The sequence below is a fragment of the Psychrobacillus sp. FSL K6-1415 genome (assembly GCF_038003185.1).
Lineage (GTDB): Bacteria > Bacillota > Bacilli > Bacillales_A > Planococcaceae > Psychrobacillus > Psychrobacillus psychrodurans.
Genome location: NZ_JBBOOQ010000001.1, coordinates 1,245,642 through 1,260,452, shown reverse-complemented (window position 1 = coordinate 1,260,452; position 14,811 = coordinate 1,245,642). Strand labels below are relative to the sequence as shown.

Here is a 14,811-nt window from a genome sequence, read left to right as displayed (position 1 = left end):
TAATGCCCCCTACATATCTAATACAGTAAGTTTACCACATCCAATCAGTTTATAGATACGAAATCTATTAGTCATTATTTGTTCTCATTCATCAGCATAAGTAATCTTTTTTCTAACATCATCATACCTGTTTCTCCCGATTGTATATGACGTAATAATCCCTTTTTATCAAACAAATAAAAAGAAGGAACAATTCGATTTTGAAATTGTTTAGTTACGATCAGCTCGTGGTCAAGATAAATGTAATCTTCCATCTGTCCTTTTTTTATTGCCTCTTTTATACGCTTCTCCTGTAAGTCCTCTTTAGATCTTGGCATATGAATACCTACAAGTTGAAAAGTCTCCCCATATTTTCCTTTCCACTGTTTAATGTAATTATATGCTCCTCCACATAAAGAGCAGCTTACTGACCAAAAGTAAACGACAACAGGCTTTTCCCCTATTAACTTTTCATTGTTTATATGCCCATTTATCCATCTCGAATCAGTCGGAAATGATGGTATTTTGGTACGTAGCTTCACTGCAAATATCCCTTCTTTCTTTAAGCATTCATTTATTATATGCGTACACCAAAAATAGCGTTTATCCCGATTTACAAGCTGAAATACCGTTAACTCAATTTTGGGGAGAAAATCGAGAATAGCTGCTAAGCTCAACGTAAAACATAGACGAAAAACTCTACGTCATGTGGCTTCATCTATGTGATCCACATCCCGAGTGCCTTAGTCCAACAGGATATGTGTCACTCGGGCATCGCCTCACGATGCGGTGTTATTTGTCTGAGTTCTAATTTCCATCAGAAAACCCCACTGTTAGAAGTTTCACTTTATCTAGTTTAAAAAAACTTTGAAATTCGTCAAATAAATTGTTAAAGTAAACTTTAAGTTGTGTTAAAATAAACTTTGTTTGAAAATAATGCTATTTTATTTCCGAAGGAGCCTAAAAAATATGCAAATTGGGAAAAAAATAAAAAGGTTACGCTTAAAAAAAGGTCTTACACAAGAAGAATTAGGCGAAAGAACAGACTTAAGCAAGGGATTTATCTCTCAATTAGAAAGAGATATAAACTCTCCTTCTATAGAAACACTATTTTCGATTTTAAATGTTCTTGGCTCCAAGCCAAAAGATTTTTTTGATGACGAGCAATCACGCACGAAAGTGGTATACCCAACAGAAGAACAGACCGTTTACTTGGACGAAGAAAAAAAGTACAAGCTCCACTGGCTGATTTCAGAATCAAATGAAAATGAAATGGAACCGGTGTTAATTTCACTGGATCCTGGTGGACAATTTAAACAATTTGAGCCTTCACTTTCCGAGACTTTCATCTATGTTCTACAAGGTAAGGTGACCCTAACTTTAGGTAAGCAAACCTATATTGCATCTGCTGGTGAATCTCTTTATTTTGAAGCAGCTGACAATCATCTTCTACAAAATGCAGATGAGGAAATCGCTAAGGTAATCTACGTCGTAACTAATTCTTATTTGTAAGGAACTTATTTATATAACAATGGAGGTATATTATGTCTGATAATACTATTATTCGTTTTGAGAATGTGACAAAATCATATGACGCAGAAACGACCGTATTAAATAACATCAACTTAGAACTAGAGCGTGGGAAGTTTTACACATTGCTTGGTCCGTCTGGTTGTGGAAAAACAACTATTTTACGATTAATTGCTGGATTTATGCAGCCGACGAGTGGCAGTATTTACTTTAATGGAAAACTCATCAATAACGTGCCTGCTAATGAACGCCAAGTAAATACAGTATTCCAAGACTATGCTTTGTTTCCACATTTAAATGTATTTGAAAATGTAGCATTCGGTCTTCGAATTAAAAAACTGGGCAAAAAAGAAATTGAACAAAAAGTTATAGAAGCACTAAAATTCGTTAACTTAGTAGGTTACGAAAAAAGAGAAATAGCGGAAATGTCAGGTGGACAAAGACAACGTGTGGCAATTGCAAGGGCAATTGTAAATGATCCTGAAATTATTCTATTGGATGAGCCTCTTTCTGCATTGGATTTAAAATTACGCTCAGAAATGCAATATGAACTTCGTGAACTTCAGCAAAGACTTGGTAAAACATTTATATTTGTAACACATGACCAGGAAGAAGCATTGGCAATGTCTGATGAAATCTTCGTTTTAAATGAAGGTGAAATTGAGCAAAGTGGTACGCCAATGGATATTTACGATGAGCCGATTAATCGTTATGTGGCTGACTTTATCGGAGAGTCGAATATTGTTTCGGGTACAATGGTCGCCGATTTCCGCGTAAAAATTGGTGGGAAAGAGTTTGAATGTGTGGACCAAGGACTTAATCCAAATGAAAAAGTCGATATCGTCATACGTCCAGAGGATTTAGAAATAACAGCTGTTGAAAAAGGGAAAATGAAGGTAAAAGTAGATACGCAATTATTCAGAGGAGTTCATTATGAACTTTCTACTTACGATGACGAAGGAAATGAGTGGCTTGTACACTCAACCAAAAAGGCAGACGTTGGAGAGTTTATAGGCTTAGATTTCGATCCGGAGGCTATTCACGTTATGCGTTTAAATGAAACAGAAGAAGAATTTGATAAACGTCTCGAGTCTTATGGAGAAGACGCATATGCAAACTAAAACCACAAAAACGTTTTATTTAATACCATATTATGTATGGATTGTATTATTTGTTGTTGCACCAATCGCGTTAATCGCCTATTACTCCTTCTTCGATTTAAGTGGAAATTTCACTTTAGACAATTACCTAAACTTTTTTACATCTGTTTACTTAAAACTAACCCTTAGTTCGTTTTGGTATGCTTTCTTAATAACATTTTTCACTTTAGTTATTGCTTATCCAACAGCCTATTTGCTCACAAAAACGAGACATAAGCAATTATGGCTACTGTTAATCATTATTCCTTCTTGGATCAATTTACTATTAAAAACATACGCATTTATCGGTATTTTTGGTTTATATGGTCCAGTGAACGCATTTTTAAATGTATTTGGATTTGGCGAAACACAAATTTTATTCACAGATTTTAGTTTCGTCTTTGTAGCGGTCTATATATTTATTCCATTTATGATTTTACCTATTTTTAACTCTCTGGATAAATTAAATCCATCCTTAATAGATGCCAGTCGAGATTTAGGAGCATCAAGTTGGACTACTTTTTCAAAAGTTATACTACCGTTAACAATTAATGGCGTTAAAGCAGGGATTCAAGCTGTATTCATCCCTTCCCTATCATTGTTCATGATTACTCGCTTAATCGCGGGAAATAAAGTTATTACTTTAGGTACAGCTATTGAGCAGCAATTTTTGGTTACACAAAACTGGGGAATGGGATCCACTATCGCAGTTTTCTTAATTATATTTATGGTAATTATTATGATCATTACTGGTCAACGTGATAAGGGGGCTAATTCAAATGGAAAAAACAAGTAAGACAGCAAAGTTTTACTTAGCCCTTGTGTTTATCGTATTATATACACCAATCCTCTATTTGATTTTTTATTCTTTTAATAGTGGTGGTAGCATGAATGGCTTTGAATCATTCACTTGGGAACATTACGCTGCTGTTTTTTCAGATACCCGTCTAATTATGATTCTTCTAAACACAGTAATTGTTGCATTACTTTCGGCGTTAATTGCAACTATTATTGGTGTTTTCGGTTCAATCGGTATTGTATTTATGAGAAATAAATCACTGCGGAAATCTATCCTTTCTTTAAATAATGTTCTAATCGTTAGTCCAGATGTTGTAATTGGGGCATCTTTCCTAATCCTCTTTACTGCTATTGGAGTAAAACTTGGATTTGCATCTGTATTAATCTCACATATTGCATTTAGTATTCCGATAGTAGTATTGATGGTATTACCTAAGCTACAAGAGATGAATAGCACGCTTATAGATGCAGCGGCAGATCTTGGAGCAACTAAACGTGATATTTTGACTCGTGTTATTATCCCTTTTATTAAACCTGGAATTTTCGCAGGATTTTTTATGGCATTAACATATTCTTTAGACGATTTTGCAGTAACATTCTTTGTAACTGGAAATGGCTTTAGCACACTTTCTGTCGAAATTTATTCGATGGCTAGAACCGGTATTACGTTAACTATTAATGCATTATCTGGAATCGTCTTTATCGTGACACTTCTTCTCGTTGTTGGCTATTACTTTGTTAGCCAACGTGGGAAAAACCCTGTCGGAATGGGGGTTCGAAAATGAAAGAAATAATAAGAGCATCCATAGCTATTGTTGCTGTTTGTATCATTTTGTTTGGTGTTAACAAATATTTAAATCAAAGCTCGGGTAATGCAGGTAGTGATACATTGACAATCTTTAACTGGGGTGAATATATTGATCCCGATTTAATCACTCAATTTGAGGAGGAATCCGGCTACCGCGTTGTTTATGAAACTTTCGATTCCAACGAAGCAATGATGACGAAAATTGAACAAGGTGGAACTTCATATGATATCGCGGTACCATCCGAGTATGCGATTGATAAGATGAAAGAAAATGATTTATTGCTTGAAATTGATCATTCTAAAATTCCGAACTTAAGTAACATTGATCCATATTTTTTAGATTTAGCATTTGACCCAAAAAATAAATATTCCATCCCTTATTTTTGGGGTACAGTTGGAGTAGTATTCAATCCTACTCTACTAGATGGACAAACCTTTGAGAGTTGGGAAACGCTTTGGGATCCTTCCTTAAAAGGAGAAATTTTACTTGTAGATGGTGCACGAGAAATCATTGGAATGGGTTTAAACAGCCTAGGTTATTCCCTTAACTCCACGGATGAAAAAGAATTAAAGGAAGCTACAGCGAAACTAAAGGAATTGACCCCAAATGTAAAAGCAATTATCGGGGATGAAGTAACACCTTTAATGATAAACGAAGAAGCTTCAATAGCTATAACTTTCTCTGGCCAAGCAGCAGACATGATGTGGGAAAACGAAGATTTAAATTATGCAGTTCCTCAAGAGGGATCTAATTTATGGTTTGATAATATGGTTATTCCTAAAACAGCAGCCAATGTTGAAGGAGCTCATGAGTTTATCAACTTTATGTTAGATGCCGAGGTTTCTGCACAAAACGCAGATTATGTTGGATATTCGATACCAAACTCTGCAGCAGTTGAGCTAATGGATGAAGAAGTAACTTCTGATGAAAGATTTTATCCTCCAGAAGAGGCACGAGAAAACTTGGAAGTTTATAAAAACTTAGGTCTGGAAATGCTCGGTAAATATAACGAGCTATTTTTAGAATTTAAAATGAGTACTAACTAAATTGGAGAGCCGTCGCTAAGACGGCTCTTTTTATTGCGCATATAAAAATGTAGATGGACTTTAAAGAAAGAGTGATTGAATAATCCTAATGTTTTCCCTTTCAGGTGGACTCTTGCAGTGGGCGTTTGCATTTGCCCCCTCGCTCGGAAAACCTAAGCTCCTGAGATTATTACACTTCGCAAAGACATTATCCAAACAAAGTTTGGCCAATGCCTTCGCTGGTGGCCTTCGAAAATTTTTTTTCGACGAGCTTGCGCAGGAGCAAGGGGAACGGCTGAAGACGTGCCCATGGAAAACGTCCACTCGGAGCGGATCAACTGCATATATACCTTCCCAAAGAGGAACAGACTCTTTTCACTCGGTTTTTCTTATGTCAAAAATCATATAATTCGTTACACGAAAGTTTTTATTCTTTGAGGAATATGGTAGAATCGATAGACGTGTAGAAAGTATTTACAGAAAGCAGGAATTTTATGACAAAGAAAACAAACAACTCTGCATTATATATATTAATGTTTAATATGTTTATAGCAATGTCTGGGATAGGATTAGTAATACCAGTAATGCCTCAATATCTAGAAACATTTGGAGTCGCTGGTCAGGCATTAGGCTTTATTATTGCTTCCTTTGCTTTTGGTCAGTTTTTATTTTCACCATTAGCTGGTGATCTATCTGATACATTAGGACGAAAAAAACTAATCATTGTGGGACTAATCATTTTCTCTGCCTCTCAATTATGGTTTGGACTAGCTACTCACGAATGGATGTTATACTCTGCACGGTTTATAAGTGGTATTGGAGGTGCTTTTTTAGTTCCAGCGACTATGGCATTTGTAGCAGATATAACCACTTTAGAAGAACGTGGAAAAGGAATGGGTTTTTTAGGGGCATCAATGTCTTTAGGATTTATGATTGGGCCAGCGCTAGGAGGATTTTTAGCAAAAGTCAGTTTAACATTCCCGTTTTATATGGCTTCTATTGCAGCTGTAATTGCAGCTGTTGTTTCAGTTATTATTCTACCTGATATTAAAAATGCTATTTCGGAGACTCCACCAGAGCCTAAAAAACGTGAAAATATATTAACACAAATGAAAAATTCATTGAAAACTCCTTACTTTATGATGTTAGTTATCATATTTGTTTTCACTTTCGGTATAGCAAATTTCCAAACGACATTTTCATTATATGTAGATCATAAGTATAATTACACTCCTCAAGATATAGCTGTTGTTTTAACTGTAGGTGGATTTATAGGTGTTATCGTACAAACCTTAGTAGTTGAGAAACTATTTAAACGTTTTGGTGAATTAAATGTTATCCTAGTCAATCTAGTAGTTGCTGCTATAGCTTTTCTACTGTTCTTCGTGGTAGATGGTTTTGCCCTTGTATTAGTTGTTGCATCGATATTTTCGACTGCTACTACACTCATTCGTCCAGCAGTTAATACTGTTATATCTAAATTGGCAGGGAATGAGCAAGGTTTTGCTGCAGGTATGAATAATGCTTATATGAGTTTAGGAAGTATGATTGGTCCAGCTCTTGCAGGAATGTTTTTTGATATTAATATTAATTATCCATTCATCGTAGGATCCGTTATTTTATTAGCTTCTTGGGCAATCACACTTGTGTGGATTAAAAGAAAGAAACCAGTTGTTTAATAGTAAAAGCAGACTATTGAATGCTATATACTGACTGTTTTTAAAGGGGGTAGTCGTGACTGACGTCACGACTACCCCCCCTCTTTTTTTCTTTAGGCATTCCCAAGTGAATATCCCATTTAATAAAAGTAGGACTCCTCGAGGTGATCTAATTTTCATTTACTTCAATGACTTCATTTAATTCGAACGGTTAATTTTATGCTACTTATCTTTTTTTCTTTTCTCTAACTAACTTTCCTACATTCGTTGTAGTAGTCGAATTTACTGGCTCTAACTTTTTCCTAGATTTTTTGAACGGAGCAAATAATAGATTGAATCCGAATCTTCTAATCGTGATATCAATAAAGAACAATATGATAGCTACCAATAAAAGAAAGTGTTGGATAGATTGTTTCTCTGAGCTAGATAGTTCCATTTCACGGAATACTTCAGAAGGTTCCGTTAGTAGCTTTCCATTCGTTCTGTTAGTAATCATCTCTAGAGTTTCTGTACTCGGCTTTTGTATTTTGTATTCCTCACTATAAGGAATGGAAATACCTGCTTGATATACAGCATCTTGTTCATTTGAAATACGGAAGAACACAAGTCCGGGATCACTATCTACCGTTACTCTTGCTTTACCAGGCGCAAGTGCTTCGCTTGTAACTGAAAGCTCTTCTCCTTTTTCATTGACAGCAGCTACCTCCAAAAATGACGACTTGCCAGATGGATCCGTAACGATAAATGATTCGTCTGCTGATTTTTGGATGGAAAAGGGCACCTCACTATAGGCTGGTAACAACCTTGATACAGCCGTATTCCAAAAGTCTCCCCAATTCTTCCATCTTGCAAAGTCACCGCTCCACTCACCTGTTGAATCCGATGTAAATGCTATAGTCCGACCGAGTCCATACATCCATTCAACTAATACTGGATCCTCTTTTTCACTTTCAGCAATAATGGATGCTGTTTGTTTCGGTGTAGTTGCAATATAAGCATTCAATTGCGGCACTCCTTCTGAAAATAAGCTCGTCCATGCTGCGTCCCCATAAATAGTTGGGTAGAACGGATTATCTTCAATATAAGTCCTCGAAATCATTGCTGTCTCGGTGGACATTATCGCTGGAATGGTGGATTCATCCTGGACATCATAAAACGTTCCCCCTCCCATTTCTGCTAAACTTTCCAATAATGCCCTATCCGCATCTTGGCCAACAGCAACGGTGGAAACAGTTATTAACTCCTTTGTCCCATTCTCTATTAACGTTTGATAATCATTACTTGTAGCTGATTGTCCATCCGTCAATAATATAATATGCTTTCGCTGAAGTTTGAGAGGAGATAGTTTTTCGTATGCTGCAGCTAGACTCGTATAAATTTCTGTTCCCCCACCTGGCCCTACTGATAGTATACTTTCAACCGCAGACTCTTGATCATTTAATGGAGCGGCTTCAATAATTTCCCACGGTCGATCATCGAATGCGATAAAACCAAGTGTATCTCCTTCTCGAAGCATTTCCACAGAACGTGCCGCTGCTTCCTTCGCATATTCTAATTTTGTTCCACTCATACTACCAGATCGGTCCATCACGATGATTAACCCAAGTGAAGGAAGTTGCTGCTTTCCTTTTATCTCCATCTCAACTGGTAATAAACGTTCAATCGGACTCTTAAAATAGCCTCCTAAACCAAAGCTATTTTTCCCTCCAACCATCATAAAGCCGACACCAAAATTTTTCACCGCCTGTTCAATTACTGTCATCTTTTGTTCACCAACGACGTGACCTGGTACATTATCAAATATAATCGCATCATATGCTAAATAATTCGATAGATCGAAAGGCAACACGCTAGCATCAATAACGTCTGTTGAAATTGCCTGTTGGTCAATCACAGCTGCGATATTAGAAGAATTACCATCATGAGTGACTACTAACAGTCGAGGAGAGCTCTCTACATTTGTAACACTTGTCAGCTTGTTATTCTCAATCAGCCCATCTTCTGCAAGAACTACTTGAGCTTCATATTTAAGTAGTCCTTCCCCCTTAGATGCATTTCGAAATGTATACGTATTAGTTCCTGGTTCTATTTTAATTTGTTCTCTTGTTATTAGCTGATCATTTTGATATAGAAGTAACTCAGCAGCTGAATCACTTGTCGCTTCTAGTGTGACATTCAGTTGTTGTTGCTCACCTTCAAATGCTACCGGCGGTGTCTCAAAAGAAGTAATTGCGACATCTTCCGACGACAATCTTGCCCTTTGAACAACGTCTATCGTGACATTTCCTCCAGCAATTTTCACAATTTCATCTTTGACAGAACCAACCGTTTCTAACCCATCCGTAAAGAGAACAATTCGTGTTGCCTTGTTAGGCTCTACAATGCCTGTTGAAAGCTGTAGGGCTTTTGCTAGATCAGTATTTCCTGCTTCTGCCATGGGGCTAAAAACAGGTAAATTTATTTCTTCATCGGTTAAGGCAATTTCTGTTTGAAAGTTCTCTGCAAACGTATATACACCTACTAAATGAGAAGACTTTTTAGATTGTAAGCTTTCGTCTATCCATTCTGTTATTTGCTGATCAGTCCCTTGTAAGGAAGCAGAACGATCTATCAAAAATAGAACCTGTTCTTCCTTAATAGGTAATAATAAATACGGATTAGTAATACCTAATATCAGACAGAGAATTGCTATAATTCTTATACAAAATACTATTTTCCCTTCTTTTTTTAATGACTTTTTATCTTTTTTCCAAGTCCAAATAAAATAAATACCAATAGGAATTAGTAGCAATAGCCACAGTGGTTGGTCAACTCGTAAATCCACGTCGTCTTTGCACCTCCCACTCTATAACGAATAATATTACTAATAAGATTAATAGATAAGGAACAAAGGAATGAGCTTGGTAGTCATCCTCCCCATTTGTCTGCTGGTTGTTTACTTTATATGAAGTTCCTTTATCAATCACTTTTTCTTCTTGTGGCAATATAACAGAAAGGTTTTTCACGATATCGTTCGAACGCAGTGCATATAAACCTGGTTCACTTGGTGCAAGGAATTTCCCACCATTTTCAATGGTATATTCATACTCATCACCCATCGTATAAATTTCCCACTCCTCTGTAGCTCCAAGTGATAGAGGCTTTCGCTCGTTTGGAGTGAATGTTCCTATGTAATCACTTCCCACTGAAAGATACTCCTTCACACTCCACATGAAAAGGGGGAACGTAGGACTTAATGGCCAATCCGTCATTTGAATATCTGCAAGGATAATAATATCTCCGGTTTCAGAGGTCTGGATAAAAGGATTGTCCCCAACAGTAGCAATAGTAGTATAACCGTCTACAGGAGGATATAATGAGCTTACATATATATCTGATAAATCAGCAAACGCAAACAAAGGAGAGTCGTTTGTCTTCACTATTCCATTTACTTCTTTTGGTGATACATCATTCCTCCCTATATACAAAGTCGGTTTCTCGTTTTCATCATCTATTCCAAATTGATTGGTAACAATTATACCTTTTTCCTTTAACAACTCTACTTGTTCTGAGGGTACACTGCTCACATTAATATCTAATGATTGGAAGGCAGTTCGTACTAGCGTATGAATGGAGCTGTCTATGAAAACATTAGTCAATTGATCTTGCATAAAAACGATCGTCTCATTATCTAATAGGTAAGAATCCTTGATGTCTATACTTGCTTTCAAATAACTTGAGGTACTAAGCTGTTCAAATGACAACGTAATTGTTTCCTTTGGTGGTAATATAACTTCTTCAGTCATTAATCTCTTCTCTTCATTTGATATTGTAAGCTCAGTTGTGAACTCCTTATTTGACTGATTCTCCAATTGAACTAGCGTAGAGATTCCATTTTTAGTTTCTGTTGCACCAAAACGTTTAATAGATACATTCGTAATATCTGTCGTTAAAGCTTCGACATTCCAGCTTACATTTTCATGCTGCAAAGGAAGTGATTGTCTGTCTAATTCATCAGTAAAAATATATACAGAGGTCGCTTTGTTTTGGAAAAAAGATTGGGCAAAATCCAATGATTTTGACATATTTTCTGCTTCATAGCTTATTTCTAGATTCTTAATTTCATTTACCATTTGATTTGTATTTGTTTCTTGACGTAATAGGACAGTTGGTTCATTTCCAGTTGTGATTAAAGTAAGTGGTTTGCCTGATAATTGCTCGACTAGTTCAAGCATTTTCTTTCTATGTTGTTCAAAAAGAGAAGTAGAATTATTCGCATTTACTTTCATTGTTGCAGAAGTATCTACGATAAATACAATCTGTTCTCCAGCAATAGCTTTCGTTTTCCAATATGGTTGAAGTAGTGCTAGAACAAGTAAAATCATTGCAACCATTTGTAGATAAAACAAAGCATTACGCTGCAGATGTTGCAAATAAGGAGAAGCTTTTGTTTCCTTCATTGCCTCCTGCCAAAATAAAGTAGAAGAAACAGATTGTTTTACATACTTTTTTCGGAAAAAATAATAAAGAAGTACAGCGATTGGGAAAATTGCTGTCCAAGCATATATTAATTGATTAATACCCAAACCTTATCACCTCATTGCACCCAATTTGCTCGTAGTAACTGATGAAACATCGTATGCGAAATGCCTTCATCTGCATTAACTTGAAGTAATTTAATACCAAACCTATGACAAAGTAGTTCTATTCGCTGTTGGTGCTCTTTTCTTTCCTGATGATATGCTTCTAGTACTCCAGAAGATATCGATACATTTACTTGTTCAGAAGTTTCAATATCCTCCAATTGCACATCTCCACCATAAGATGGATCTAACTCTTCACCAGTAACAACTTGTAAAACTCGAATATCGCCAGCAAATTTTGGTAGCTTTTGAAGGAATTTTTCCCATGACTCAATACTTTCCAGGCAATCCGTTACGACAAATAAAACTGTACTATCCTTTGGTAGAAATGGAAGTGCATGATCGGTAAAAGAAGAACTCATAGCTGGCTCGTCTATATCAGAAATAGTTTGGATGAAGGCTTTCCGGTAGGTTGCTCCCTTTCTTCTGAAAGGGGACTTCTTACCTTCACTAACAGCTGAAAAGGATAATCGATCGTCCCTCTGAAGTACAAGAATTCCCAAAGATGCTGCTAATTGTTTAGCAAAGTTCCATTTAATAGGTTGCCCCATTGACTTTGTAGTATCAAGTAAAATATGCACTCGCATTTCTTGTTCGTCTAAAAACCGTTTGATAAAATACTTATCTGTACGTGCATACACATTCCAATCTATTTGCCGTACATCATCACCAGGTGAGTATTCCCTAAAGTCTGAAAAGTCTAACGAAGCACCAAAACGTTGTGAGCGATGAGAACCTTTATGCTGACCTCTTAGTTTCGATTTAGTTGTTATCGATAATCTACTTAGTTTCCCAGCCCAATCCTTTGGAACTAATTGTTCATCAATCATATAGCTTGTCCTTGCTTAACAGTTTGTAGGATAAGGTCAATCAGTTCATCTGCTGTTTTCCCTTCTGCTTCCCCTTCATAATTAAGTAATAAACGATGTCTCAATACAGGCTTAGCAACTGTTTTAATATCTGCAATTGATACATGATAACGCCCAGCAACTAGCGCTCTGGCTTTAGCAAGCTTGATCAAACTTTGTAATCCGCGTGGACCACTTCCATATTGAACATACTGAGCAATTTCAGGAATGTTAGCTTCTTCGGGATGTGTCGCTGCAATGATATCCACTGCGTATTCCAACATATCATCTGCTATAAGTACTTCCTTTACCATCTGCTGGGCATGTACTATTTCCTCTGCATTCATTATTTTATTCAATAGAATCGTTTGCCCACCCGTCGTACGTTTAGTTATTTCCATTAATTCGGCTTTGGAAGGATACGATACAAGTATTTTACATAAGAAACGGTCCATTTGAGCTTCTGGTAATGGATAGGTTCCTTCCATTTCAATTGGATTTTGAGTAGCAAGAACGAAAAAAGGTCTATCCATTTGTTTGGTTTCCCCAAGCACGGTGACTGTTTTTTCTCCCATTGCTTCTAGAAGTGCACTTTGTGTTTTAGGTGTTGCTCGATTTATCTCATCTGCTAATACCATTTGGCTAAAAATTGGTCCTTTTTGAAAGGTAAATTGTTGTTTTCCATTTTCTAATCTTTCAATCATACTCGTACCAGTGATATCCGATGGCATTAAATCCGGAGTAAATTGAATACGAGAAAAGGATAAATCTAAAACTTCCGAAACTGTTCGTATGAGCATCGTTTTACCTAACCCAGGTAAACCTTCTAGTAAAGCATGCCCATCTGCTAACACACAGTAAATAGAAAACTCGACTGCCTCCTTTTGACCAACGATAAATTGACCTATTTCAGTTCGAACATCGCCTAAACGATTACTCATATTCATATAGTCTTCTGTTGTAAAAGTCATATTTCCCTCCGTTATTCATTATTTTCAACTGACGAAAAGTAATCTTGAACAATCCTTTGTAAATCTGATGGTAACTGCATACGTTCAGAGGTTTTTATATAGGACTCCGAGTATTCATTGACCACTTCTTCATATGGTCTTGCGGAGCCACGAGTTATGGGGGTATCGGCAGGTTGTTCACTAGCGGAATCTCCGTCTCCAAGTTCACCTGGATCGACTGATGTTTCTCCAGTTCCTCCAAGCCTTGAGGGAATAGAGAGTAAATCTCTACTTCCGGAACCTAAACCTGCACCAGACCCAGCTCCAGTACCTTGACCTTGTCCCTGCCCTTGTCCCTGGCCTTGACCCTGGCCTTGACCTTGACCTTGTCCTTGTCCTTGTCCTTGTCCTTGTCCTTGGCCTTGTCCTTGTCCTGGTCCTTGGCCTTGGCCTTGGCCTTGTCCTTGGCCTTGACCCTGGCCTTGTCCTTGACCTTGGCCTTGACCTTGGCCTGTTTGATTAGTCCCCTGTTTAGCTTTAGTTTTACTGGAAGATTGACTATTTTTACTTCCTTTAGCGATCTCACTTGAACTGAACGGTAAAGATTTACCCATCTTACTTAACGTAGTTTGAGAATTAGATGCACTTTTAGCTAGTGAATTATTAGTATCTCTTAGAGATGCTAACTCTTTTTGCTCCTCGACTGTTAAAGAAGAGTCAGATGTACCTTCCATCTCAGCAAGCTCTTTCTTTTGCTCTAGCTTCTGTTCCTTAAGTGCTAATTCCTTTTGTTTTTTCACTACTTCACGTAGAGCTTCTTCTGCTGTATCTACTTCCTTTAGTTTTTCTTTCAGATTTTTTAGTTCTTTTTTTACTGGCTTTGACAACTCTTTTTTCTCAAGCTTACTAACCTCTTTCTTTAGTTCCTTAACAATCTTCTGCTCTTGTTCCAAATCCTTTGCCTCTAATTGTGTAGTAGCTGGGAATGCATACAAGAAGAGAACTGCCGCAAATGCCAAAACAAAACCCAAAATCCACTTTGGCTGAAAATACTTTTTGTCGCGTTTCCTAAATAGCTGGAATGCAACTTCACTGTTTTGTACCGCTTTATCTATTAACCCTTTGGAGAGCAAAGACTTTTCCTCGAGGAAAGCTAAAGCACTTACTAATAAATTATCTAGATAGAAGGAATCTAACTTTTGTACTGCTTCACTTTTTGTTGGTCTTTTCCAAAAAGCATACAAAAACGTTCCTATAAAAACAGAACTTCCAACAAGAATGGAAGTTCTTAAATAATACGGAAGGACAAACAAACGGGATACTAAAAGAATTAACGCAGTAGCACTAAAACCGTAAAATATAGCAGCTTGGAACATTCTAATATAATGCTCTGCTGCAAGGCTATTTTTAGCTTTAAGAATGTACCGGATTAACTTTTTTGGACTATTCATCT

At 36.8% G+C, this 14,811-nt stretch carries 12 protein-coding genes; 6 read left to right on the top strand and 6 right to left on the bottom strand.

Features of this window, described 5'->3' with window-relative positions; genetic code table 11:
• Nucleotides 1-74 precede the first annotated feature (74 nt).
• Complete coding sequence (locus tag MKY60_RS05785; protein WP_340929027.1) at nucleotides 75-521, bottom strand: TlpA family protein disulfide reductase; 447 nt, start codon at nucleotides 519-521, stop codon at nucleotides 75-77.
• Between the two features lie 427 nt (nucleotides 522-948).
• Between MKY60_RS05785 and MKY60_RS05780 the strand changes: the two genes are divergently transcribed.
• From MKY60_RS05780 to MKY60_RS05755, 6 genes are all read left to right on the top strand, one after another.
• A complete protein-coding gene (locus MKY60_RS05780) occupies nucleotides 949-1,491 on the top strand; it encodes a helix-turn-helix domain-containing protein (protein ID WP_241596143.1) in 543 nt (180 codons plus the stop codon).
• Between the two features lie 32 nt (nucleotides 1,492-1,523).
• Nucleotides 1,524-2,630, top strand: coding sequence for an ABC transporter ATP-binding protein (locus MKY60_RS05775; RefSeq protein WP_090563050.1), 1,107 nt, complete (start codon nucleotides 1,524-1,526; stop codon nucleotides 2,628-2,630).
• Nucleotides 2,620-3,444 (top strand): ABC transporter permease, encoded by an 825-nt coding sequence (locus tag MKY60_RS05770; RefSeq protein ID WP_090563053.1) that lies wholly within the window; start codon nucleotides 2,620-2,622, stop codon nucleotides 3,442-3,444. Before MKY60_RS05775 ends, MKY60_RS05770 begins: the two co-directional genes overlap by 11 nt.
• Nucleotides 3,428-4,231: an ABC transporter permease gene (locus MKY60_RS05765; protein WP_241596146.1), complete on the top strand. Its 804-nt coding sequence runs from the start codon at nucleotides 3,428-3,430 to the stop codon at nucleotides 4,229-4,231. Before MKY60_RS05770 ends, MKY60_RS05765 begins: the two co-directional genes overlap by 17 nt.
• On the top strand, nucleotides 4,228-5,301 hold the full coding sequence (locus tag MKY60_RS05760; RefSeq protein WP_340879312.1) for an ABC transporter substrate-binding protein: 1,074 nt from the start codon (nucleotides 4,228-4,230) through the stop codon (nucleotides 5,299-5,301). Before MKY60_RS05765 ends, MKY60_RS05760 begins: the two co-directional genes overlap by 4 nt.
• Before the next feature lie 473 nt (nucleotides 5,302-5,774).
• Nucleotides 5,775-6,959, top strand: coding sequence for an MFS transporter (locus tag MKY60_RS05755; RefSeq protein WP_093494345.1), 1,185 nt, complete (start codon nucleotides 5,775-5,777; stop codon nucleotides 6,957-6,959).
• 205 nt (nucleotides 6,960-7,164) lie between these two features.
• Here the strand turns inward: MKY60_RS05755 and MKY60_RS05750 are convergent, their stop codons facing one another.
• From MKY60_RS05750 to MKY60_RS05730, 5 genes are read right to left on the bottom strand one after another with little or no spacing between them, the layout of a single operon-like run.
• The gene (locus MKY60_RS05750; RefSeq protein WP_340929025.1) at nucleotides 7,165-9,762 is read right to left on the bottom strand and encodes a VWA domain-containing protein; all 2,598 of its coding nucleotides are present in this window, start codon (nucleotides 9,760-9,762) and stop codon (nucleotides 7,165-7,167) included.
• Nucleotides 9,746-11,503: a vWA domain-containing protein gene (locus MKY60_RS05745; RefSeq protein ID WP_340929023.1), complete on the bottom strand. Its 1,758-nt coding sequence runs from the start codon at nucleotides 11,501-11,503 to the stop codon at nucleotides 9,746-9,748. Before MKY60_RS05745 ends, MKY60_RS05750 begins: the two co-directional genes overlap by 17 nt.
• 11 nt (nucleotides 11,504-11,514) lie before the next feature.
• On the bottom strand, nucleotides 11,515-12,390 hold the full coding sequence (locus MKY60_RS05740; protein WP_340879309.1) for a DUF58 domain-containing protein: 876 nt from the start codon (nucleotides 12,388-12,390) through the stop codon (nucleotides 11,515-11,517).
• Nucleotides 12,387-13,379, bottom strand: coding sequence for an AAA family ATPase (locus MKY60_RS05735; RefSeq protein ID WP_093494341.1), 993 nt, complete (start codon nucleotides 13,377-13,379; stop codon nucleotides 12,387-12,389). The genes MKY60_RS05740 and MKY60_RS05735 overlap by 4 nt, the downstream gene beginning before the upstream one ends.
• Before the next feature lie 11 nt (nucleotides 13,380-13,390).
• Nucleotides 13,391-14,809: a hypothetical protein gene (locus MKY60_RS05730; protein ID WP_340929022.1), complete on the bottom strand. Its 1,419-nt coding sequence runs from the start codon at nucleotides 14,807-14,809 to the stop codon at nucleotides 13,391-13,393.
• Nucleotides 14,810-14,811 lie beyond the last annotated feature (2 nt).